At 63.2% G+C, this 23,310-nt stretch carries 20 protein-coding genes; 9 read left to right on the top strand and 11 right to left on the bottom strand.

The annotated features are described in order from the left end of the window. Positions 1-19: 19 nt before the first annotated feature. From EP165_RS02495 to EP165_RS02485, 3 genes are read left to right on the top strand one after another with little or no spacing between them, the layout of a single operon-like run. Positions 20-541, top strand: a complete 522-nt coding sequence (locus EP165_RS02495; protein WP_206075854.1) for a TRAP transporter small permease subunit — start codon at positions 20-22, stop codon at positions 539-541. Next, positions 538-2,082, top strand: coding sequence for a TRAP transporter large permease (locus EP165_RS02490; RefSeq protein WP_127519971.1), 1,545 nt, complete (start codon positions 538-540; stop codon positions 2,080-2,082). The genes EP165_RS02495 and EP165_RS02490 overlap by 4 nt, the downstream gene beginning before the upstream one ends. 21 nt (positions 2,083-2,103) lie before the next feature. After that, entirely contained in the window at positions 2,104-3,168 is a 1,065-nt protein-coding gene (locus EP165_RS02485; RefSeq protein ID WP_127519970.1) for a TRAP transporter substrate-binding protein, read from the top strand. 55 nt (positions 3,169-3,223) lie between these two features. On the opposite strand, the gene EP165_RS02480 is transcribed toward EP165_RS02485, so the two are convergent. After that, entirely contained in the window at positions 3,224-4,033 is an 810-nt protein-coding gene (locus EP165_RS02480; protein WP_127519969.1) for an ABC transporter permease, read from the bottom strand. Further along, positions 4,030-5,046, bottom strand: a complete 1,017-nt coding sequence (locus EP165_RS02475; protein ID WP_127519968.1) for an ATP-binding cassette domain-containing protein — start codon at positions 5,044-5,046, stop codon at positions 4,030-4,032. Before EP165_RS02475 ends, EP165_RS02480 begins: the two co-directional genes overlap by 4 nt. A 222-nt stretch (positions 5,047-5,268) precedes the next feature. Here EP165_RS02475 and EP165_RS02470 point away from each other — a divergent pair, with 222 nt between their 5' ends. Then, the gene (locus tag EP165_RS02470; RefSeq protein ID WP_127519967.1) at positions 5,269-7,038 is read left to right on the top strand and encodes a VWA domain-containing protein; all 1,770 of its coding nucleotides are present in this window, start codon (positions 5,269-5,271) and stop codon (positions 7,036-7,038) included. 188 nt (positions 7,039-7,226) lie between these two features. Here EP165_RS02470 and EP165_RS02465 read toward each other — a convergent pair whose 3' ends face one another. From EP165_RS02465 to zwf, 4 genes are all read right to left on the bottom strand, one after another. After that, positions 7,227-8,834 (bottom strand): EAL domain-containing protein, encoded by a 1,608-nt coding sequence (locus tag EP165_RS02465; RefSeq protein ID WP_127519966.1) that lies wholly within the window; start codon positions 8,832-8,834, stop codon positions 7,227-7,229. A 131-nt stretch (positions 8,835-8,965) separates the two neighbouring features. Continuing rightward, positions 8,966-10,780, bottom strand: coding sequence for a phosphogluconate dehydratase (gene edd / locus EP165_RS02460; protein WP_127519965.1), 1,815 nt, complete (start codon positions 10,778-10,780; stop codon positions 8,966-8,968). A 15-nt stretch (positions 10,781-10,795) separates the two neighbouring features. Further along, entirely contained in the window at positions 10,796-11,503 is a 708-nt protein-coding gene (gene pgl, locus EP165_RS02455) for a 6-phosphogluconolactonase (protein ID WP_127519964.1), read from the bottom strand. After that, positions 11,500-12,969, bottom strand: coding sequence for a glucose-6-phosphate dehydrogenase (zwf, locus tag EP165_RS02450; RefSeq protein ID WP_127519963.1), 1,470 nt, complete (start codon positions 12,967-12,969; stop codon positions 11,500-11,502). Before zwf ends, pgl begins: the two co-directional genes overlap by 4 nt. A 215-nt stretch (positions 12,970-13,184) precedes the next feature. On the opposite strand from zwf, the gene EP165_RS02445 reads away from it, so the two are divergent. From EP165_RS02445 to EP165_RS02425, 5 genes are all read left to right on the top strand, one after another. Beyond that, positions 13,185-14,660, top strand: a complete 1,476-nt coding sequence (locus EP165_RS02445; protein WP_127519962.1) for an aldehyde dehydrogenase family protein — start codon at positions 13,185-13,187, stop codon at positions 14,658-14,660. A gap of 44 nt (positions 14,661-14,704) precedes the next feature. Beyond that, positions 14,705-15,001: a nucleotidyltransferase family protein gene (locus EP165_RS02440; RefSeq protein ID WP_127519961.1), complete on the top strand. Its 297-nt coding sequence runs from the start codon at positions 14,705-14,707 to the stop codon at positions 14,999-15,001. Beyond that, positions 14,991-15,344 (top strand): HepT-like ribonuclease domain-containing protein, encoded by a 354-nt coding sequence (locus EP165_RS02435; RefSeq protein ID WP_127519960.1) that lies wholly within the window; start codon positions 14,991-14,993, stop codon positions 15,342-15,344. Before EP165_RS02440 ends, EP165_RS02435 begins: the two co-directional genes overlap by 11 nt. After that, on the top strand, positions 15,345-16,094 hold the full coding sequence (locus EP165_RS02430; RefSeq protein WP_127519959.1) for an SDR family oxidoreductase: 750 nt from the start codon (positions 15,345-15,347) through the stop codon (positions 16,092-16,094). It abuts the gene before it with no gap. Positions 16,095-16,158: 64 nt separating this feature from the next. After that, a complete protein-coding gene (locus EP165_RS02425; RefSeq protein WP_127519958.1) occupies positions 16,159-17,925 on the top strand; it encodes an SLC13 family permease in 1,767 nt (588 codons plus the stop codon). 3 nt (positions 17,926-17,928) lie between these two features. Here EP165_RS02425 and EP165_RS02420 read toward each other — a convergent pair whose 3' ends face one another. The 5 genes from EP165_RS02420 to EP165_RS02400 all read right to left on the bottom strand — a co-directional run bounded on the left by EP165_RS02420 (position 17,929) and on the right by EP165_RS02400 (position 23,164). Further along, positions 17,929-18,393 (bottom strand): SRPBCC family protein, encoded by a 465-nt coding sequence (locus EP165_RS02420; protein WP_127519957.1) that lies wholly within the window; start codon positions 18,391-18,393, stop codon positions 17,929-17,931. A 68-nt stretch (positions 18,394-18,461) separates the two neighbouring features. Further along, positions 18,462-19,724, bottom strand: coding sequence for an RNA polymerase sigma factor (locus EP165_RS02415; RefSeq protein WP_127519956.1), 1,263 nt, complete (start codon positions 19,722-19,724; stop codon positions 18,462-18,464). After that, positions 19,721-20,092: a YciI family protein gene (locus tag EP165_RS02410; protein ID WP_127519955.1), complete on the bottom strand. Its 372-nt coding sequence runs from the start codon at positions 20,090-20,092 to the stop codon at positions 19,721-19,723. The genes EP165_RS02415 and EP165_RS02410 overlap by 4 nt, the downstream gene beginning before the upstream one ends. Before the next feature lie 102 nt (positions 20,093-20,194). Continuing rightward, positions 20,195-21,466 (bottom strand): NAD(P)/FAD-dependent oxidoreductase, encoded by a 1,272-nt coding sequence (locus EP165_RS02405; protein WP_127519954.1) that lies wholly within the window; start codon positions 21,464-21,466, stop codon positions 20,195-20,197. Positions 21,467-21,730: 264 nt separating this feature from the next. After that, positions 21,731-23,164: a glutamine synthetase family protein gene (locus EP165_RS02400; protein ID WP_127519953.1), complete on the bottom strand. Its 1,434-nt coding sequence runs from the start codon at positions 23,162-23,164 to the stop codon at positions 21,731-21,733. Between the last annotated feature and the right edge of the window lie 146 nt (positions 23,165-23,310).

The raw sequence follows: 23,310 nt of genomic DNA, 5'->3' as shown, positions 1-23,310 counted from the left end.
CATCTGGCCTGGGTGCCGCATGACACCGCTGGAGCGCGCCAGAAAGCTGTTTCTCCGTTTCGCCGGCGCGCTCGACCGCATGACCAGCTTCGCCTGCATGGCGGCGCTGGCGGTTCTGACGGTTGTCGTTCTAACGGTCGTTGTGCTGCGATACGGCTTCGCGGCAGGCAGTATCGCCTTGCAGGATCTGGCGAACTACGCCTTCGCGGTGTTCCTGGCTCTGTCGGTGCCGGCCTGCCTGGCGCGCGGCGGTCATGTCCGCGTCGAGGTGTTTTCCGAAATGCTGTCGCCATCCTATCTGAGGCGGGCCGATTTCGTCGCGCTGGTTCTGTTCCTGGTGCCGGTCTTCGGCCTCGTTATCTGGGCTAACTGGCCAGATCTTCGCTACAGCTGGTCGATCCGCGAAACCTCGGTCGAAACCGGCGGGCTGGGCGGCCTGTTTCTGGTCAAGACCGCGCTTCCGGTTTCGGCCGCGCTGATGATCGTGCAGGGCATTGCCGCTGCGCTGCGCAGCGGCGCCGGGGAAAGTGCCGGACAATGACGGTGCAGGAACTCTTCCTCATCCTGATGTTCCTCGGCCTCTTTGCCGGCATTCTGAGCGGTGTTCCGGCCATGCTGGCGATCGCGGGTGTGCCGCTGGTGTTTGCCGTCATCGGAAGTCTGTTCGGCGCCTTCGACCTCTCGTTCCTGAATTTCTTTCCGGCTCGCATCTGGGGCATCATGTCCAACAGCCTGCTGATGGCTGTGCCGCTTTTCGTGCTGATGGGCGTTTTTCTCGAGCGCTCCAATCTGGCCGAAAAGATGCTCGGCGTTCTTGCCCGCATGATGGGCGGCAGCCCGCGCGGCATGGGGCTCTCGGTGCTGCTGTTCTCGGCGATGATCGCCGCCGCCACCGGCATCATCGGCGCGACCGTGGTGATGCTGGTGCTGGTTGCGCTGAAGCCGATGCTGGAGGCCGGCATTCCGCAGCATCGCGCAAGCGGGCTGATCTGCGCGTCGGGAACGCTTGGCCAGATCATTCCACCATCGATATTGCTGGTGCTTCTGGGCGACCAGATCGGCAACACCTATCTGGAGGCGCAGCAGAAGGCCGGCAATTTCGCACCCGCCGCGGTTTCGGTCGGCGACCTGTTTGCCGGCGCACTGGTGCCAGGCCTGGTGCTTGTTGCGCTTTACGCAGCCTATCTGCTGGTCGTGCTTCGGTCCGCGCCGGGCACGCGCAAACAGGCGACACGGCAGCGTGTTCCGGTGGCCGAAATCCTGTTCACCTTCCTGCCGCCCATGCTGCTGATTCTCGCCGTTCTTGGCTCGATCCTTGCCGGCGTCGCGACGGCGACCGAGGCTGCCGGGCTTGGCGCCATAGGCGCGCTCCTGATGGCGGCATTCGTGTCCACCGGCAACCGGATGCTGCGTGCCGTGCTGGTGGCGGCGGGCGTCGCTGCCTTCGCGCTGGTTGCTCTGCGTATCCTCGGCCTCGGCCGGGCCGGCGCCGACACCCCCGCAGGCGCGCTGGCGGTGCTGGCCGCGGTGCTGATCGCCGCCGGTACGCTGGCCGCCGGTTCGAAGCTGCTTCGCTCGGGCCTGCTGGCCTCGGTGCTTGCCGAAACGGTGAAGATATCCGGCATGGTGTTCGGCATTGTCATCGCCGCGTCGATGCTGGCGCTGGTGTTCCGCGGATTCGGTGGCGACCATCTGGTGGCTGAGCTCATGAAAGCGCTGCCCGGAGGTCAGTTCGGCGCACTGATGGTGGTGATGGCGGTTGTGTTTTTGCTCGGGTTCATCCTCGAGGCGGTGGAGATCATCTATATCGTCGTGCCGCTGCTCGGGCCGGCGATCCTGGGCACGGATATCTCGCCGGTCTGGTTCGGGGTGCTCCTGGCGATGAACCTGCAGACGTCCTTCCTGACCCCGCCATTCGGCTTTGCCCTATTCTATTTCCGCTCCGTGGCTCCGCGTTCCATCTCGACAGGTGCGATCTATCGTGGCGTGATACCGTTTGTGCTTCTGCAGCTTGCGGCGCTGGCATTGCTGGTCGCGGTGCCGGAACTGGCCACCTGGCTGCCGGCAAAGATTTTCGGATAGCTTTCACCTTTGGAGGAACGCATGAAACGTAGAACATTCCTTGCCTCGGGCGCCGGTCTTGCCGCCGCTACGACCCTTGCGGCACCGGCTGTCGCGCAGGGCAAGATCCAGTGGAACCTCGCCTCGGCCTTTCCGAAAGCCGCACCCGGCGTCGGCACCAATGTGACACGTTATGCCGAACTGGTCTCGGCAATGTCGGACGGTCGCATCGAACTGACCGTCTATGGCGCCGGCGAACTGGTGCCGCCTTTTGGCGTGGAAGACGCCGTCCAGCAGGGCAATGCGCCGGTAGGCCACGGCCCCACCTACTACGCCGCGGGCAAAAACGCCGCGCTTCACTGGTATACAGGCGTGCCCTTCGGCATGACGTCCAACGAACAGGTTGCGTGGCTGAAATGGGGCGGCGGACAGGAAATCTGGGATGACATCTACGCCCAGCGCAACATGAAACCCTTTTATTCCGGCAACTCCAACACGCAGTCAGGCGGCTGGTTCAAGAACCGCATCGAAAGCCTGGCCGACCTGCAGGGCCTCAACATGCGCATCGCCGGCCTTGGCGGCGAGATGCTGCGCAAGCTGGGCGTCAACGCCGTGCTGTTGCCGCCGACGGAAATCTTCCAGTCGCTGCAGTCGGGCGCCATCGACGCGGCCGAATGGGTGGGCCCGATGCTCGACCAGGCCTTCGGCCTGCAGCGTGTCACCAATCTGTGTTACGTGCCGGCCTTTGCCGAGCCGGGCGCAGGCGTGGCCGTGGTGTTCAACAAGGACGCATGGGCCGAGCTGTCGCCCGACCTGCAGGCCATCTGCGAGGCTGCGGCCGGACAGGCCGCGCTCGAGATGCATGGTCAGTTCGATTATTTCAACGCCCAGGCGATGCAGTCGCTGAAGGATGAGGGTGTCGAATTCCTCAACTTCCCCGACGATGTGGTCACCGCCATGCGCGGCGCCTGGGAAGAGGTGAAGGCCGAACTTGTCGCCCAGGGCGGCGATGTCGCCCGTACGGTCGAGAGCTACGACGCCTATCTCACCAGCGCGCGCGCATACTCCGCCGCGATGACGGAGCCGATGCTTTCGGGCCGCGGCTGATCCGGGACGCACAAACCTCCCGGGCACCGGCCCGGGAGGTTACCGGCGTTGGGCATTATTCGCGCCGCAGGTAAATCCACAGCGTCAGCGGCGCAAGCAGCAGCGTCAGCACGACAGGTGCGATCAGCGCCAGGCCGATTTCGGATGCGGTGATGCCGCCGCCCATGAGCCCGCGCAGGGCCGTTGTCATAAGCGACACCGGGTTGACCTCGACAAAGGCGCGCAGCCAGCCCGGCATGGTGGCAGGTTCCACCATGATGTTGGACGCGAACACCAGCGGGAACAGGAAGCTGAAACCGACGGTCATGACCGTGGTCGGTGTGCGAATGAGCAGGCCGAGAACGATGAAGACCCAGCCCATGCCGAAACCGATCGCGATCAGCATTAAAAATGCACCCACGACGCCGGCGACACCGGCTTCGGGCCGGTAGCCGAGAATGAGGCCGATTGTCAGGATGATCATACCGGCGATCAGGTGGCGCAGTACGTCGCCGACCATCAGCCCCGCAAACGGTGCAAGCGACCAGATGGGCAGCGAACGGAAGCGGTCGAACAAGCCTTTGCTGAGATCGGTCGAAAGACCCATGCCGGAATAGACCGAGTTGAAGACGACGGTCTGGACCAGAATGCCCGGCAGGAAAAACTGCAGATAGTCGGCCGTCGAACCGGCAAGCGCGCCGCCGAACACGAAGGTGAACAGCAGCGTGAACATGATCGGGGTCATCACCAGATCGAACAGCTGTTCGGGCAGGTGCTTGAATTTCAGCATCGCGCGCCAGCCGAATACCAGCGCGTTTGAGAATGCCGATGGCGGGCTTGGGCGCTCCGCGGTGCCCAGTTTCAATACTGCGTTTGTGTCGCTCATGCTGGCTCTGCTTCCTGTGTCTGGTCGGCTTCGGCCGGATGGCCGGTGAGCGCGAAAAACACGTCGTCGAGGCTCGGCTGCCCCATTGAATAGTCGGTGAGGTCGATACCGGCTGCGAGCAGCTTGCCGATAGCCCCGTTGGCAGCGCCCGCGGTGTTGGCAAGTACGGAAATCTGCCCGCCTTCCGCACTCTCGTGCGGCTGTGCCCCAAGTGTCTCTTCAAGCAATCGCATGGCATCGCCAATCCGGGCCTGGTCGGCGACCGTTACGTTGAGGAACCCCGATCCCGTCGCCGCCTTGAGCTCCCGGCTGGTACCCTCCGCGATTTTCCTGCCGTGATCGATGACCGCAATGCGGGCTGCGAGCTGGTCGGCTTCATCGAGATATTGCGTGGTCAGCAGGACGGTAACGCCTGCACCCGCCAGGCGACGGATCATGCGCCAAACACCCTGCCGCGCTTTGGGGTCGAGGCCGGTAGTGGGTTCGTCGAGAAACAGCACGCCCGGCGTGACGATCAGTGACGCGGCGATATCGAGCCTCCGGCGCATGCCGCCAGAATAGTCTTTCACCTGCTTGTGCGCGGCATCGGCGAGGTCGAATGCCGAAAGCAGATCGTCGGCCCGGCGCGATGCGCGGCTGCCGCGAAAGCCCCACAGGCGTGCGAGCAGGATCATATTCTCGCGGCCGGTCAGGTCTTCGTCGAGAGAGGCGAACTGGCCGGTCATTGCGATTGCGGCCCGCACTGCATCGGGTTCGGCGATGAGGTCGTGCCCCATGATGCTCGCTTCGCCCCGGTCCGGCCTGGACAGCGTCGCAAGCATGCGCATGAAGGTGGTTTTGCCGGCGCCGTTGGGACCGAGAATCGCAAAGATCGTACCGCGCGGCACCTCGAGATCGATGCCGTCGACGGCTTTGACGTCGCCGAAATGCTTGACCAGCCCGCGGGCCGAGATCGCGAGTTCTGCGGCGGCAATTGCGGCGCTGCCGCCAAGGGGTGATTTTGCGTCGTTCATCTTGCCTTTCCGGGCATTCGGTTGGTTGTGTCAGCGCGCCTATTTGCATCAGCACCGGGCGTGCGTCGAGTGGATCGTTCCTTGCTGCTGACACAAGGACGGCTGGTGCGTGCGCTTTCCGACATAGGCACGGAAATGAAATTGACGCTCCCCGCGGTGCTGATTAGGTGTGAGTCGCCGGCGCTCCCCTGCACCGGACCCATCAAGATATCAGGAGTACACATGCGTAAGTTTCCGATGGCATTTGCCGGCCTTGCCGCGTTTCTCGGACTTGCAAGCCCGGCCAACGCCGCCGACCGGGCAATCATCGTGCTCGATGCCTCAGGATCCATGTGGGGGCAGATCGACGGTCGGCCCAAGCTGCAGATTGCGCGCGAAACGCTGCGCAGCGTTCTTGGCGACCTGCCCGCCGACCTTGAACTGGGGCTGATGGCTTACGGGCACCGCCAGAAAGGCGTTTGTTCCGATATCGAACTTCTGGTGCCGCCGGCTGCCGGGTCGGCATCCGCGATTGCGGAGGCCGCCGATGATTTGCGCTTCCTGGGCAAGACGCCGCTTTCGGAAGCCGTGAAACAGGCCGCCGAAGCTCTGCGCTATACCGAAGACAGGGCGACTGTCGTGCTCATCACGGACGGTATCGAGACCTGCAACGCCGATCCGTGCGCGCTTGGCGTCGAGCTTGAGAATACGGGCGTTGATTTCACCGCCCATGTCGTCGGGTTCGGTCTCAGCCGCGAGGAAGGCAGGCAGGTGGCCTGCCTCGCCGAGGAAACGGGTGGGCGTTATATTCAGGCCGGCAACGAGGCCGAACTTGGCGATGCGCTGACCGACACGGTGGCGGCAAAGCCTGCTCCCAAGGAGGAGGCGGCTGAGGTCGTCTTGCCGCCTGCGACGGTTGCGCCAAAGGGCACGCCTTCGATCGGAGCACCGCTCGATGTCGAATGGTCGGGCCCCGGAGCGGAAGGTGACTATATCGACATTGTGCCGCTCGGCTCCGAAAAGATCGGCAACGAACTCGCCTATGCCTATGTCGAAGCGGGATCGCCACTCCGGATCCGTGCGCCCGGGAAGGTCGGCCAATATACGCTGCGTTATGTCTGGGAAGGACCGGACCGGCGGCATGTTCTTGCCGCGGTGACCATCGATGTTGCCGACAGCGATACCGCGCTTGTGGCGCCAGCGACCGTACCGATCGGCAAGGCTTTTGAGGTCACATGGAAGGGGCCGGGCCAGGCCGGCGATTACATCGATATCGTGCCGGCCGGTTATGCCGAGTTTTCCGGCGAGCTGTCCTACGCATATGTCGAAAGCGGGAACCCGGTCTCCATTCGCGCGCCGGGAAACGCAGGCAACTACGCGCTGCGTTACGTGCTGGAGGCGCCCGACGGCCGCAAGCTGCTCGCCGAGGTGCCTCTCACCGTTGTCGAAGCGCGGGCAAGCCTGGCTTTCCAGCCGACGGTCATGGCCGGAACCGTGCTCGACATAAACTGGACGGGCCCTGCCGCAGCTGGCGACTATATCGACCTCGTGCCGGCCGGCTACACCGATGTCAGCGGTGAGTTGGCATATTTCTACGTTGAGAATTCTTCCGACGGCGAAAGTGCGAGCGTCAAGACCGCCGGTGACGCCGGCAGCTACCTTGTGCGTTATGTGCTCGAAGGCCCTGACGGAAGGCGCGTTCTCGCCGCTGAACCGCTGGTCCTCACTCCGGCGCAGGCGAGTATCGCCGCGCCCGAAGCAGTCGAAGCGGGAACGAGCTTCGCATTCGAATGGACGGGGCCGAATTCCGGCGGAGACTATGTGGATCTGGTTCCGCGAGGTTACACCGAGGTGAGCGGAGAACTCGCCTATTTCTACACCGACATGTCGCAGGACGGGAAAACCGGCACTTTGACTGCGCCGGAGGCAGCCGGCGAGTACGATATCCGCTACGTGCTGGAGGCAGCAGGCGGGCGCAAGGTTGTCGCGCGCGTGCCGATTTCAGTGCAATAGGACCGTTCTTCGCGGATCGGGCCATGGCGGCGCGGCTGGTGGCGGCGACGTTGCAGGTGACCGAGGCAACCGCTTCGCCTGCTTTACCGCCGGGGAGGATACGAACTGAGTTACTTTCACGGGACAAGTGACGACGGACATCGCCTGACGCAACGCTCCGTCACGGTTCGCTGGCGTCGAGCTCCATCCTAAGCCGCGCGTGCAGTGGCCAGCTCCTGGGTCGGACCGGCGTTGTGCTTGGCAACGAGCTGTATGAAGTGCCTGGCCGCCACCGGGGGTGACACGAGATAGCCTTGTCCCTTGTGAATTCCACAAGCGAGAAGTGCATCGACCTGGGCGCGGTCTTCTATGCCTTCGGCAACGACATCCATGTCCAGTTCCTCGGCAAGACGAACCAGCATTCCGATCATCGAAGACGACACGACGTCATGATTGACAGAATCGACGAAGAACTTGTCGATCTTCAATCGGTCTCCGCGAAGCCGCTGGATCTGTGACAGGCCGCTGTGGCCGATCCCGACATCGTCGATCGCAAATTTGAAGCCATAGCCGCGCAACTGCTCCACGATCGCAGCGGCAGCGTCGAGGTCTGGAAACTCCTCACGCTCCGTTATCTCGAGCATCACCCGCTCCGGGGCGCAATTGGCTGAGGCCACGGTGGTGCGTAGTTTGGATACGAAATCCGCCGCAAGGAAGTGCGAGGGTGCGATGTTGATCGACAGACAAAACGTCGTGTTGACGGCCATGAGTTGCCGCATCTCTTTCAGCGCCGTGGCAAGAAGATGCCACGTCATTTGAGGCATGCGGCCGTTTTCCTCGGCCAGGTCGATAAAGCGCACCGGCGGGATGATCGTACCGTCCGGCGTTACCCAGCGCGCAAGTACCTCTGCGCTGGTGATAGTGCCGCTGTCTAGTTCGAAAATCGGCTGAAAGAACGGAGTGATTTGCCCCTGCGCGAGCGCGATGTCGAATTCCTCCAGCCTCGACTTGGGCCGGAAAAGATTCCGCGACAGAAGCAGACCGAAAATAGCGCCCAGAATGCCTGTCGATATCAGAATCGGGACGAATGGCGCGGGGTTCCAGTTTGTCATTGAGGCCTTGTTGACCCTGATGGTGGTGCGTATCGGAAACCGTTCAGACTCGACGGTAAGGTCATATGTGTCGCTTGTCCGGCCGAGATTGCTCCAGGAGCCCTGGCGGGACAGAACGGCGCCGTTGGTCAGTGACAGCGAAACCATGCTGTAATCCCGCAGGCTATCGGGCATTACATCCAGCAATGTTCCGTCTATCGGCATTATGCCGGCAAGGCTGATCTGGTCGTCGATATTGATGACGATCCCCAGCGGGGTCGCCATGAACTGCCTGACCTGGAACAGGCGCACGGTTGTGTCGCCTTCCGAAGGCAGGGCATCCGAACCCGTGACCCAACCCCGGTCGAACTCGATTGTTTCGGTAAACGCCGCGCACAGCATGGTGACGTCAGGCCGTACGATGCGCGCGTCTTTGATATAGCTGTCGCGATAGATGAAGAAGCGGACGCGTTGAAGCGGTTCGCTGCTGCAGTCGATCGCCCCGCGCGCGATGAAATCGTGCAACGCGCTGGCGCTCTTGCTGATAATCGCTTCCGATTTGCGCAAAGCCAACTGCGCCAGTTCGCTCAGCTGGCGGTCGCGTTCCGATTTGATGATGTGGTTTGCAATCAAGTTGCCGTAAAGCAGAAAGGTACCGGCCGAAACCAGAACGACTAGGGTCCGGACGATCACCTGCCAGCGCAGGAAGTTGCGAAACATATCCATACGGCCGAATTATCTGTGGCGGTCGTCAAGATTTCGTTTCGGTGCAGTATGGTATGTTATTTTATGGGTTTGCTTGCGGAATTGCTCTGTATTTTATCTTTTGCAGGACGGGTTGCCGGGAGCAACTGCCGCTAGAAGGCAGCCGCGCCCCGGTCGGCCCGTGCCGCGCGCTCGCGAAACCCGCCGAACAGCTCGCGGCCGAAGCCGAAATGGTTGTCCGACAGGTCGGGCACAGGCGCCGTGCGGGCCGCAAACGCGGAGGCGTCGACGAGCAGCTCGAGCGTGCCGGCATCGGCATCGAGCTGCACCATGTCGCCGTCGCGTATCCTGCCGATTGCGCCACCGTCGAGCGCTTCCGGCGTCACGTGGATCGCCGCGGGCACCTTGCCGGACGCGCCCGACATGCGCCCGTCGGTGACCAGCGCCACCTTCTGTCCGCGATCCTGCAGCACGCCGAGCACGGTTGTCAGCTTGTGCAATTCCGGCATGCCGTTCGCCTTGGGGCCCTGGAACCGGATGACGGCGATGAAGTCACCGGTGAGCGCCCCGGCCTTGAAGGCGTCGTTAAGCGCGGCCTGACTGTCGAACACCTTCGCAGGCGCTTCGATGACGCGCTTTTCCGGTTTCACGGCGGAGACCTTGATGATGGCGTTGCCGATATTGCCCTTGAGTACTTTGAGCCCGCCGTTGGGCTGAAACGGTTCACTTGCAGTGGTCAGGACCTTGGCGTCGCCGCTGGTTGCCGGCGCCGGCGCTCGGCTGACATTACCGTCCTCGCCGAGGCGCGCCTCGACAGCGTAGTTGCGCAGCCCGCCGCCCCACACGGTGCGCACGTCTTCGTGCAGCAACCCGGCGTCGATAAGCTCGCGGATCATGAAGCCAAGACCGCCGGCGGCGTTGAAATGGTTCACATCTGCCAGCCCGTTCGGGTAGACGCGCGCCAGTAGCGGCACGACATCGGAAAGCTCCGAAATATCCTGCCAGGTGATCGAAATGCCTGCCGCCGCCGCTATCGCGATCAGGTGGATCGTGTGGTTGGTCGAACCGCCGGTGGCATTGAGGCCGACTATGCCGTTGACGATGGAGCGCTCGTCGATCATCTGGCCGACAGGCGTGTATTCGTTGCCCAGCGCGGTAATCGCCAGCGCCCGCTTGGCGGCTTCGCGCGTCAGTGCTTCGCGCAGCGGCGTGCCGGGGTTGACGAAAGTGCCGCCCGGCGAGTGCAGCCCCATGATCTCCATCAGCATCTGGTTGGAATTGGCGGTTCCGTAGAAGGTGCAGGTGCCCGGGCCGTGATATGACTTGGACTCCGCCTCCAGGAGCTCGTCGCGGCCGACCTTGCCTTCCGCGAAAAGCTGCCTGATGCGCGCCTTCTCGTCGTTCGGAAGGCCGGACGTCATTGGACCCGCCGGGATAAAGATAGCCGGCAAATGGCCGAAGCTGAGCGCTGCTATGACAAGCCCCGGCACGATCTTGTCGCAGACGCCGAGATAGACCGCGGCGTCGAACATGTTGTGCGACAGCCCAACCGCCGCCGACATGGCGATCACGTCGCGCGAAAACAGCGACAGCTCCATGCCGGGCTGGCCCTGGGTGACGCCGTCGCACATCGCGGGAACCCCGCCAGCGACTTGCGCAACCCCGCCGGCTTCGCGCGCCGCCTGCTTGATCAGCTGGGGGAAGGTCTCGAACGGCTGATGCGCGGACAGCATGTCGTTGTAGGAGGTGATGATACCCAGGTTCGGCACCCGGTCGCCGGTGAGCGCGGCCTTGTCTCCCGCCGCGCATGCCGCGAATCCGTGGGCAAGGTTGCCGCAGGAGAGTACCCCGCGATGGGCGCTGCTGCCGGCGGCGCTGGCGATGCGGTCCAGATAGGCTTCGCGTCCGGGTTTCGAGCGCTCGATAATGCGGTCGGTTACGGTCTGGATTTCGCGTTTGGCTGTCATGGTCCGGTCCGGAGTTCAGGGGGCCCAGTAGATTTGCGGTGCGCTCGCGGCCGCGGCGAGTACCCGCGCGATCGGAAGTTTGCCGTCGGCGACGGCCTGCGTGAGGATGGTTTTGCGTTCGGTGCCTTCAATATGCACGGCCAGAAGCCGCGCCGCGCCCAGCACCTGCATCGAAAGGGTCAGCCGCGGCTCGCCTGCGCTTTCCGCGTGGACGGGCAGCACGGTGCGGCCCTCGGCATTTTCGTACAGGGCCTCCAGGTTTGGCGCATCCGGAAAGAACGAGGCGGTGTGCCCGTCAGGTCCCATGCCGAGGATCGCGACATCGAGCGGCAGTGGAAGCGCGTCGACGGCGACGCTCGCAAGCGTCGCGGCTTCTTCCACCGAAGCATCTGCCCGGAAAAGCGGCATGAGGGCTGCGCGCCCGGCCCGGTTGCGCATCAGGTGGTCCCTGACGAGCTTTTCGTTCGAACGCGCGCTGCCGGACGGAACGAAACGTTCATCGACGAGCACGACGGTCACCTTCTCCCAGGCGATTGCCGCCAGGGAAAGGGCCTGGAGCATGAGCCTCGGCGTGCGGCCGCCCGAAACCGCGAGTGTCGCTCTGCCACGTTCGGCGATCGCCTGCTTGAGCGCCTGCCCCACCGTCTTCGCCAGAGCCTCAGCGACGCCATCCGGCGAGGCGAACTCGTTCCATTTGAGCCGCTGTTTGAAGGGTGCGGTCATGTGCTCTCGTGCCAGGTGCGTCCGTCGCGTTCGATGAGCGCAACCGAGCCCGACGGCCCCCAGGTGCCGGCGGTATAGCCCTGCACCGGCTGCCGGTTCTCCTCCCATGCGGCAAGGATCGGGTCGATCCACGACCATGCGGCTTCCACTTCGTCGCGGCGCATGAACAGCGTCTGGTTGCCGCGCACGACGTCCATGATCAGCCGTTCATAGGCATCGGGATTACGGTCTTCGAAGGAATCCGCGAACGACATGTCGAGGGAGACGTGGCGCAGCCGCATGCCGCCGGGGCCGGGATCCTTGATCATGATCCACTGCTTCACGCCTTCGTCGGGCTGCAGGCGAATGACCAGCTGGTTGGGCGAGATCGTCCCGGTGCTTTCCTCGAAGATCGAATGCGGGATTGGCTTGAACTCGATCACGATTTCCGAAACCCGCGAAGCGAGCCGCTTGCCGGTGCGGAGATAGAAGGGCACGCCGGCCCAGCGCCAGTTCTCGATCTCTGCCTTGATGGCGACGAAGGTTTCCGTGTCGCTTTCGGAGCCGAGCTCGTCGACGTAACCCTTCACCGCGCCGCTGGAAGATGCGCCGGCGCGGTATTGCCCGCGCACCGTCGACTTGCTGGCCTGGCCGCCGTTGATACGGCTGAGCGAGCGCAGAACCTTGAGCTTTTCGTCGCGCACCGCGTCGGCGTCGAGCGAGGAGGGCGGCTCCATCGCGACCAGACAGACAAGCTGCAGAATGTGGTTCTGCACCATGTCGCGCAGTGCGCCGGCGCGGTCGTAGTAGCTGATCCGGTCCTCCAGCCCGACGGTCTCGCCGACCGTGATCTGCACGTGGTCGATGTGGGCCGATTTCCACAACGGCTCGAACAGATTGTTGGCGAAGCGCAGCGCCATCAGGTTCTGCACCGTTTCCTTGCCGAGGTAGTGGTCGATGCGGAATATCTGGTGTTCATCGAAGACACGGCCGATCGCGTCGTTGAGTTCGCGCGCCGAGGCCTGGCTGCGGCCGATCGGCTTTTCGACGACGATGCGCGATGCAGGCGTGACGAGGCCGCAGCCCTGCAATTGTTGCGCGATATCGTCGAACAGGCCCGGCGCCACCGCCAGATAGAAAACCCGCACGGCCTCGCTGCCGCCCACCAGGGCGGCCAGTTCGGAAAAGCCGTCGCCGGTCTTGGCATCGACCGGCACATAACTCAGCCGTGCGATGAAGGCGTCGATTTCGCGCGCGTCCCGATCCGCCTCGGGCACATGTTCGTCGATCGCCTTGCGCGCGAAGGCCTGAAACTCCTCGCCTGACAGCTTGGTGCGCGACGCGCCGATGATGCGCGTCGGTTCCGAGAACTGGCCCGCACGCTGGCGCTGGTAAAGCGCCGGGATCAGCTTGCGCTCGGACAGGTCGCCCGTGCCGCCGAAGACGATGAAGTCAAACGGATCGACCGGGATTGTCTGGCTGGTCATGATATTGATCCCACCTTCGTGGCCGGTTGAACATTCGGTGCGAAGCAGTGCAGCGTATAATCTAATCGATTTAAGTTAGCCAGTGCCCTTGCATCGGCCAACCGGCCTTGACACTGCGCCCGGCGCCGGGTTTCACCTTTGACAACGCATCAAAGCGCTGTTTTCGCGGGGCGCAGCTTAGCCTTGCGACGAAGCGAAGCACCAGAGGTATTCGCATGGGAAGCCAAGGCAAACAGGCGGCCGCCGAAACTCTCGCGGCCATGAACATCATCGATGGCAAGCCTTCGGATGCGCTGTCGGGCAAGCGCATCGATGTGGTTTCGCCTTCCAATGGCAAGGTCTTCGCGACCATCCCCGCGTCGAACGAGGCGGATGTCGACCGGGCGGTGAGGGCGGCACGCAAGGCGTTCGACGAGGGTCCGTGGAGCCGCATGCCTGCGGTGGAGCGTGGCCGCTGCCTGACGCGGCTGTTTCACCTGGTCGAGAAACATGGCGATGAGCTGGCCGCTCTGGAATCGCGCGACACCGGCAAGCCGGCGCGCCAGGGCCGTGCAGATGTCACAGCCACCATGCGCTATTACGAGTTCTACGGCGGCGCCGGCGACAAGGTGCACGGCGATACCATTCCATTCCTCGACGGCTACACGGCGCTGACCCTGCGCGAACCGCACGGTGTGGTGGCCGGCATCATTCCGTGGAACTACCCGCTGCAGATTCTGGCGCGGGTCGCGGGCGCGGCATTGGCCATGGGCAACACGCTGGTGGTGAAGCCGGCGGAGGACGCCTCGCTTACCTCCATTCGTATTGCCGAGCTGGCGCTGGAAGCGGGCTTCCCCGCCGGGGTGTTCAACGTGGTGACCGGCTATGGCGCGGAAGCTGGCGCTGCGCTTTCGGCACACCCGCTGGTCGACTATGTCACCTTCACCGGCTCGCCCCTGACAGGCACCGCAATCCAGTCGGCGGCAGCCCGCAACAATCGCGGTGTGACGATGGAACTGGGCGGCAAGTCGCCCCAGATCGTCTTCGCCGATGCCGATCTGGAAGCCGCCGCGCCGGTGCTGGTCAACGCCATCATCCAGAATGGCGGCCAGACCTGCTCGGCCGGTAGCCGCATCCTGATCGAGCGCCCGGTCTACGAAGCGGTTGCGCGCGAACTGACGGCGCGTTTTTCAAGGCTTGTTGCGGGGCCGCACGATGCCGATCTCGATCTCGGCGCACTGATCAACGCTAAGCAAAAGGAGCGGGTTTCGGGTTTCGTTGCCGCTGCCGAGGAAGCCGGCATCGAGGTGCTTGCGCGCGGCAGCGTGCATGCCGAGGCACCGGAAGGCGGCTTCTATTTCGCCCCCGCTCTTTTCGGTGCAGTCGATCCTGCGGCGGCGGTTGCGCAGGAGGAAGTATTCGGCCCGGTCCTTTCGCTCTTCCCCTTCGAGGGTGAAGAAGAAGCAGTCCGGCTCGCCAACGACACCGAATTCGGCCTTGTCGCCGGCATCTGGACGAAGGATGGCGGGCGTCAGCACCGCGTCGCCAAGCGCGTCCGCGCCGGCCAGGTCTTTGTCAACGGCTATGGCGCCGGCGGCGGCATCGAGCTGCCCTTCGGCGGGTTCAAGAAGTCCGGCCACGGCCGCGAAAAGGGTTTCGAGGCGCTTTACGACATGTCGGCCACCAAGACGATCGTGTTCAATCACGGCTGAGGCGCCGAATTGAACTCCGGCCGGCGGAGGACTATCCTCAACCCATGGATCGAAACGGTATCATCGCAACGCTTCGGCGTCACAAAGACGAACTTAACCGGCAAGGCGTTGCCCACGCTGCGCTGTTCGGCTCCTTTGCGCGCGGCGAACAGGGGCACGGCAGCGATATCGACATCCTGATTGATCTCGATCCGGCCGCCGAACTGAGCGTGTTCGACTATGTCGATGTGAAGGACTTCATCGCGGGCTTGTTCGACGCGCCCGTCGACGTCGTGAACCGGCAGGGCCTCAAGTCTTATGTCAGGAAGCCAGCACTCGCCGACACCGTATATGCCTTCTGAAGACGCCGCCCGCATCCTGCAGACGATTTTGCATAATATCGGTCTTGCCAGGCGTTTTGTCGAAGGCCACACGCTTGAGAGTTTTGCTGCCGACGAGCGGACGATCTATGCCGTGACGCGCTGCCTGGAAATCGTTTCGGAAGCTTCGCGTCGCTTGCCAGACGACATCAAGGCGCGCCACCCTGCGATCCCCTGGACGCAGATCGCCGGGTCGGGGAATGTTTACCGGCACGATTACGAGGATGTCCTCGCCAGCCTGCTTTGGAATACGGTCCACAAACATCTGGGTGGCCTGGAACAGGCACTGGGGACCGAAATCAATCGACAAACGACGGAGCGCTGAATGCCAAGACTGAAAGACAAGGTTGCCATCATCACCGGTGCCGCATCGGGCTTCGGCGAGGGCATGGCAAAGCGTTTTGCCGAAGAGGGCGCGAAGATCGTCGTGGCGGATATCAACTTCCGCGGCGCCGAGCGCGTGGCCAAGGCGATCGGCAGCAACGCCGTCTGCGTGCAGACCGATGTCTCGCAGAAATCCGAATTCGACGAGATGATGGACGTGACGATGAAGACCTTCGGCCGCGTCGATATCATGGTCAATAATGCCGGTTACACCTATCCGAACGGCGACATGCTGGCGGTGGAGGAGGAAGAGTTCGACCTCATCACCGCCGTCAACATGAAGGCAATCTACCGCGCCGCCCGCGTCGTTGTACCGGTGATGGAGAAGCAGGGCGGCGGTGTGATTATCACGACGGCCTCCACGGCCGGATTGAGGCCGCGGCCGGGCCTGACCTGGTACAACGCCTCCAAGGGCTGGGCGATCACGGCGACGAAATCGATGGCGGTCGAGCTGGCGCCGAAAAACATCCGCGTGAATTGCCTGTGCCCGGTCGCCGGCGAAACCGGCATGCTGGCCAAATTCATGGGCGAGGATACGCCTGAGAAGCGCGCTCAGTTTCGCGCCTCCATCCCGCTCGGCCGGCTGTCGACACCGCTCGACATCGCCAATGCGGCGCTTTGGCTCGCATCCGACGAAGCCGAGTTCATCACCGGCGTGGCACTTGAAGTCGATGGCGGACGCTGCATTTGACCCCTAACATGCCCTGGATCGGCGTGGCGCAACCAAATAATCCCGACAGACAGGCAGGGACGGCATGACCGGCGACCAGATATTTCTCTTTGCGTTGCTCGGCGCAGTGTTCGTCATGCTGGTCTGGGGCCGGGTGCGCTACGATCTGGTGGCATTCGCGGCGCTGATCATCGCCGTGGCCGGCGGTGTGGTGGATGCGCACCATGCATTTGACGGTTTCGGCCATGAGGCGGTGATCATCATCGCCTTGGTGCTGATCGTCTCGCGCGCCATGCTGAATTCCGGCGCGGTGGAACTGATCGCGCAATTCGTGGTCTCGCCGGACCGCTCGCTTCCGGCGCATATCAGCGTCATGTCGGTGGCAGGGGCCGCACTTTCGGCGGTGATCAACAATGTCGCCGCCCTGGTGATCCTGATGACGCTGGACATCGAAACCGCGAAGAAGGCGAAGCGGGCGATCTCGCTTTCGCTGATGCCGCTTTCCTTCGCAACCATTCTTGGCGGCATGATCACCATGATCGGCACGCCGCCCAACATCGTCATCGCCCAGTTCCGCGAGCGGGCGCTGGGCGAGCCGTTTTCGATGTTCGATTTTTCGCCTGTCGGGCTGGTCTGCGCCGTGGCCGGCATAGCCTTCGTGGCGCTGGTCGGCTGGCGGCTTATCCCGCAGACCGGGCAGAAGGCGGCAGGTGAGGCCGAGGCCGGCAGCTTCCTCGCCGAGGCCAAGGTTCTGGAGAAATCCAAGTCGCTCGGCAAACAGGTTTCAGAGCTCTACGAACTCAGCGAAGAGCACGATGTTGCGATCGTCGGTCTGGTGCGTCGAGGCAAAAGACTGCCGGGCCTGGCCTCGGGCGAGGAAATCCGCAAGAACGATTTTCTGGTTCTCGAAGGCAATCCGAAATCCATCGAAACCTTCATCGGTGCCGCGGGACTGGCGGCCGCGGGTGCCGAAAATCACGGCGGCCTGACCGGAAAGTCGCTGACCATGATCGAGGCGATCGTGCCGGAGGGCGCACGCATGGCCGGCCGCACCGCGCTCGATCTGCGCCTGCTTTACCGCCGCGGCGTGACCTTGCTCGGCGTGTCGCGCCAGGGGCGGCGGTTTCGCGAGCGCGTACGCAAGCTGACGATCAAACCGGGCGATGTGGTTCTGCTGCTCGGTCCCGAGGGGCGGCTGGCCAACGCCGCCGAATGGCTGGGTGTGCTGCCGATAGCCGACAGAAACCATATCATGATCCAGCGCAGCAAGGCGGTCTTCGCGATCGCCACGTTTGCAGTCGCTGTCGGGCTGTCGGTGATCGGGTTGCTGCCTCTGGCGATATCGCTCGCCGGCGCGGTTTGCGTTTATGCAGCGTTCAACCTGATCAGCCCGCGCGAAGTGTATGAAAGCGTCGAATGGCCGGTGCTGGTGCTCCTCGCCTGCCTTATCCCGCTCGGCCTCGCTCTCGAGCAATCCGGCGGCACGGCACTGATCGCAGGCCTCATCGTGTCGGCGACCGGCGGATTGCCGGCATGGGCGGTGCTGGCTGCGGTAATGATCGTGACGATGACGCTGTCGGACTTCCTCAACAACGTGGCAACAGCCCTGATCGCAGCGCCCATCGCCATGCAGGTTGCGGAACGGCTCGGGGTTTCCCCCGACCCGTTCCTCATGGGTGTCGCGGTTGCCGCATCCTGCGCGTTCCTCACGCCGATCGGCCACAAGAACAACACCATTATCATGGGCCCGGGCGGATACAGCTTCGGCGACTACTGGCGCATGGGCCTGCCGCTCGAAGTGCTGATCATCGTCGTATCCGTCCCGGCAATCCTGTTCTTCTGGCCGCTATAGGTATCACAAGGTCTTCGCGAGTTCCTCAAGCTGGGCGGCCGTCTGGCCCCAGCCTTCGTGGAAGCCCATCTGTTCGTGCGTCGCCTTGTCTTCGGCGCGCCAGTGGCGCGCGACCGCCTTGTATTTCGTCTTGCCGTTGCCGGCGTCCTCGAAGGTCATGACGGCGGTGAAAAACGGGTTTTCCGAGGGCACCCAGCCAGCCGAATAGGCATCGGTGGTGACGATCTTCTCGTTCGGCACGACTTCCAGATAAACGCCCGAAACCGGAAACGCCTCGCCTTCCGGGCCGTGCATGGTGAACTTGCTGGCGCCGCCCGGGCGCAGGTCGATATCGACATCCTTGATCGACCAGGGCTTCGGCGCGAACCACTGTTCGAGAAGTTTCGGATCGCTGAAGCAGCGGAACACCTTTTCGCGTGGCGCGTCGATGAGGCGTTCCAGAACGAGGTCGTTGGCGTGATCGGTCATAACAGGTCTCCTTGAAACGGGGTTGTGCATCTAGGACGCATGAATGAGTTGGAACCCGACATCTCCGGCTAGTTTTTTGCCGGTGCCGCGCCTTCCTGCATGAGGCGGTCGAGGTGGATGCGGATATGCGCTGCTTCCGCGGCTGAATTTGCGCGTGCAATCGCCATGTCGAAGGCTTCGCGCGCCTCGCCCCGGCGCCCCAGCTGCATGAGATAGGCGCCGCGCACGCCGTGAAAGTTGAAGTAATTGCCGAGCTTGGGCGCCAGCGGCTCGATCATCGCCAGCGCGTCTGCCGCGCCGCTTAGCTTGGAAATGGCAACGGAGCGGTTGAGTGTGATTACCGGCGACGGCTGCATGACTTCCAGCGTGGCATAAAGCTGGTCGATGCCCTTCCAGTCAGTGTCCGAAGGGGTTGGCGCCCGCGCATGAAGTGCCGCGATCGCCGCCTGCACCTGGTAAGGGCCGGGTTCGGCACGGCGCATCGCCTTGTCGATCAGGGCAAGGCCCTCATTGATCATCGGCCGGTTCCAGAGCGACCGGTCCTGATCTTCCAGGAGTATTATCTGCCCTTCCGCGTCGAAGCGCGAAGGCATACGCGAATGCTGCAAAAGCATGAGTGCCAAAAGCCCCATCATTTCCGGCTCGGTGGGAAAGAGCCGCAGCAGAAGTCGGGCAAGGCGGATGGCTTCCTCGCACAGCGGAATACGGGACGTGCAGTCCTCGCCGGTGGCGGAATAGCCTTCGTTGAAAACGAGATAGACCATAGCGGCGACCACCGCGAAGCGCTCCGCGCGCTCGGCCGGGCCGGGTGTTTCGAACGAGACGTTGGAGCTGCCCACGCGCCCTTTCGCGCGCGTGATGCGCTGCTCCATCGCCCGTTCATTGACGAGGAAAGCGCGTGCGATCTGTTTGACCGACAACCCTGAAACGACGCGCAGCGCCAGCGCGGTCTGCTGCGTGGATGGCAGATCGGGGTGGCAGCAGATGAAAAGCAGCCGCAGCACGTCGTCACGGTAGTCTGCATTGTCGAGCCGTTCGGCCATGCCGGCTTCATGATCTTCGAGATCCGAAATCCGGTCTTCCGGCGGCAGCTCGGTCAGCCGGCTTTTCTTGCGGATGGTGTCGATGCCCGAATTGCGGCCGACGAAAATGAGCCACGCCGCCGGATCGCGCGGCGGCCCGTTTTTCGGCCAGTTCTTCAGCGCGCGCAGGCAGGCTTCCTGGAACGCTTCTTCGGCCGTGTCGAGGTCGCGGAAATAGCGCAGCAAGGCGGCCATGGCCTGCGGGCGGGCAGCGGTCAGCGCTTTGTCGATCCAGGCAATGTCGGTCATTTGAGCTCGTTTGGAATGAACATTTGTATGGGCCGGATTTCGTAGGAGCCCATAGCGAGGTTGGCCTTGGCGAGGTCGCGGGCAATGCCCAGCGCCTCATCGAGATTTTCGACGTCGACCACGTAGAAGCCCAGAAGCTGCTCCTTGGTCTCCGCGAAAGGCCCGTCGATGACGAGCGGTTCTTCATTGGTCTTGCGCAGCGTGGTCGCCGCCGAGGTCGGCAAGAGGCGAGCGACCGGGCCGAGTTTGCCCTGCTGTTTCAGAGGCTCTTGAACCGCCAGCAATTGCTTCATGCACAGATCGTCCTCCTCCTTGGTCCAGGCGGAAGTGATCTCTTCATGGTTGTAGCAAAGGATCGCGTACTGCATGTCGGGCCTTTCTGCGGGCAAGGACGTTCAGCCGGCACACTAGCCGACACCAGGCTGGAGAAAAATTACGTCTGTGGTCAGGTCTGCGGCCGCTAGCGGCCTTCAGATGCGGTCTCTGAGAGCGTACCAGTTGAGCGCCAGGAAAAGCAGCGGCTGGCGCAGCCAGCTGCCGCCCGGAAATGCCGGGACCTTGAGTTCGCGTAGAAGCTTCAGCCGGTCGCGGTTGCCGGTCACACTTTCTGCGAACAGCTTGCCGGTGAAGTTCGACAGCATGACGCCGTGGCCGGAATAGCCTCCGGCCGAGATAACGCCAGGCATCACCTCGCGCACGAAAGGTTTGCGCGGCAGGGTGATGCCCACGTAACCGCCCCAGGCATGGGTGATCTCGACATCGGAAAGGCCGGGATAGACCTCGGCGATCTGCCGCCTGATCTGGTCGGCCATGCCCTTGGGGTCGGTAACCGCGTATATCTCGCGCCCACCGAACAGCAGCCGCCCGTCTTTCGATTTGCGGAAATAACGCACCACGAAGCGGGAATCGTCCACCGCCTCGCCGCCGGGTATCACCGGGCTGTCCTTGCCGAGCGGCGCGGTAGCTCCGATGAAAGAGCCGATCGGCATGATATGTGCCGCACTCACCGGCTCCAGCCCGCCGCCATAGGCGTTGGTGGCGAGCAGGGCCCTGTCGGCGGTAATGCTGCCGGTCGCTGTTTCGACCACGATCTTGCCCGAGGCGCGGCGAATCGCGACCGCGGGCGTCATCTCGTGAATGCGCGCCCCGGCCTTCTTTGCCGCCTTGGCGGTCCCGATCACCAGCTTCAGCGGGTGGATGTGGCCGGTTCCCGTATCGCGCACGGCGCCAAAATAGCGGTCGGTGCCGAGCGCCGCCGCAGTCTCGTCACGCTCCATGAAGCGGATATGCGGGTAGCCGTATCGCTCGGCCATGATATCGGCGTGCGCGCGGTAGTCGCGCACATAGCGTTGTTTGTGTGCGGCCGAAATCTGTCCGGCCTGATAGTCGATCTCTATCTTGTTGGTCTCGGCGAATTCCAGCAGATGCGCCTTGGCTTCCTCGGCCAGATCGAACAGCGCCCTGGAACGCTCGAAACCGAGCTCGGCTTCCAGTTCCTCCGGCCAGGCACGTTGGCCGGTGCCCATCTGTCCGCCATTGCGGCCCGACGCGCCGTCACCGAAGCGGTTGGCGTCGATGAGCACCGCATCGACCCCGGCCTTTGCAAGATGCACGGCCGCCGACAGGCCGGTAAACCCGCCGCCGACGATGACGACGTCGCAGCGCGTATCGCCGTCGAGCGCCGGATATTGCGGCCGCTTTCCAGCGGTTGCTTCGTACCAGGAGTGGCCGGGGGAGATCATGGTCAGGGCAGTAAGGCAGTAGGGCAATAAGGCAGTAGGGTCATTGGGTATCTCCAGAAAGCTTGCGAATAAGAAGCCTGAGCAACTTGCCGACGCTCTCGCACTCGCGGAGCAACTGCGGCAGCAGACTTCTCTTCAAAGATTTCGATGCGCTGCGAAACGATGAGGTGGGTTTCGAGTTCTCTGATGAGATTTGGGCTAGGTGCAGGCCTCTCCCGACTGGCCATATTCCCCTACTCCCTTACTCACCACTCCCCAAACGCCCTACACATTCAGCAACAGATACTCCCGCTCCCACGGACTGATGACCTCCATGAAGGTCTCGAACTCGGCCCGTTTGATCGCCGCATAGGTGGAAACGAATGATTTGCCGAGGATACCGGTGAGGGCGGTGTCTTCTTCGAACAGGGCCACTGCTTCCAGAAGGCTGCGCGGCAGCTCGATCTCGTCCTCGTTCACGGTGGTCGTGGCGGCGGGCTCCGGCTCTTGCGCTTCGATCAGGCCCACGAGACCGCAGGCGAGCGACGCCGCGAGCGCCAGATAGGGGTTGGCATCGGAGGAGGGAATGCGGTTTTCCACGCGCCGAGACGAGGGGTCCGAGCGTGGGATGCGGAACGCGGTGGTGCGGTTGTCGTAGCCCCAATCGGTGTTGACGGGTGCGGAGGCGCCGCGCGTCAGCCGGCGGTAGGAATTCACGTAAGGCGCGAACATGACCAGTGCCGACGGCACATGCTTTTGCATGCCGGCGATGAAATGGCGGAAGTCCGTGCTCTCCTCGCCGCTGGCGTCGGAAAAGATATTGCGGCCCGTGCGTTTGTTGACCACCGACTGGTGGATATGCATGGCCGATCCCGGCTGCCCCTGGATCGGCTTTGCCATGAAGGTCGCATAGGTGTCGTGCTTGAGCGCGGCCTCGCGGATCGTGCGTTTGAACATGAACACCTGATCGGCGAGCTCCACCGGGTCGCCATGGCGCAGATTGATCTCAAGTTGCCCCGCGCCCTCCTCGTGAATCAGCGTGTCGATCTCCAGTCCCTGTTTTTCGGAGAACTCGTAAATGTCGTCGATCAGCTCGTCGAATTCGTTGACGCCGGCGATCGAATAGCCCTGGCCGCCGCCGATAGGCCTTCCCGAACGACCGATCGGCGGTGTGAGCGGGTAGTCCGGGTCGGGATTCTTGCGCACGAGGTAGAACTCGATCTCGGGCGCAACGATCGCCCTCAGCCCGCGCTCCTCATAGGCCCGTACGACGCGCTTCAGCACGTTGCGCGGCGTGAATTCGATCTCCTTGCCGTCCTGATGAACCAGGTCGCACACCACCTGCGCGGTCGGATCGCTCTCCCACGGCACGGCCGAAAGGGTGGAAAGGTCGGGCATCAGCTTCAGGTCGCCGTCATGCTCGGGATAGGTGAAGCCATGTCCGTCTTCGGGGTAGGAGCCGGTGATCGTGGTCATGAACACAGCGGAAGGAAGCGCCAGCGAGGTATTGGAGGTGAATTTCTTCGACGGCATCATCTTGCCGCGCGCCACGCCGGCCTGATCGGGCGTGATGCACTCGACATCCTCGATGCCGCGCCACTCCAGCCACGCCGCCGCCTCCTTCCAGCTTTTCACGCCGCGTGGGCTTTTGAGAAAGGCAGGCTTGCGAACACTGCCGCCGCGACTTGCGGGGCGAGCTTCCTTCTTTGCAGGCGGCATCAATCACCAGTGAGCTATTTCGGATGCGCCAATATAGCTGGCGCGGCGCGGGGATGGGAAGGGCAGGCGACACCAGCAACCCGGGTCAAAGCACTTTCCTCTCCACCTGGGAGCTTCTATAAAGCCGCATCCCATTACCAACGGTC

It is taken from the genome of Mesorhizobium sp. Z1-4 (genome assembly GCF_004000235.1).
Taxonomy (GTDB): Bacteria; Pseudomonadota; Alphaproteobacteria; order Rhizobiales; family Rhizobiaceae; genus RCIO01.
The sequence above is the reverse complement of the archived record's forward strand: the minus strand, read 5'-3'. Positions and strand labels throughout refer to the sequence as shown.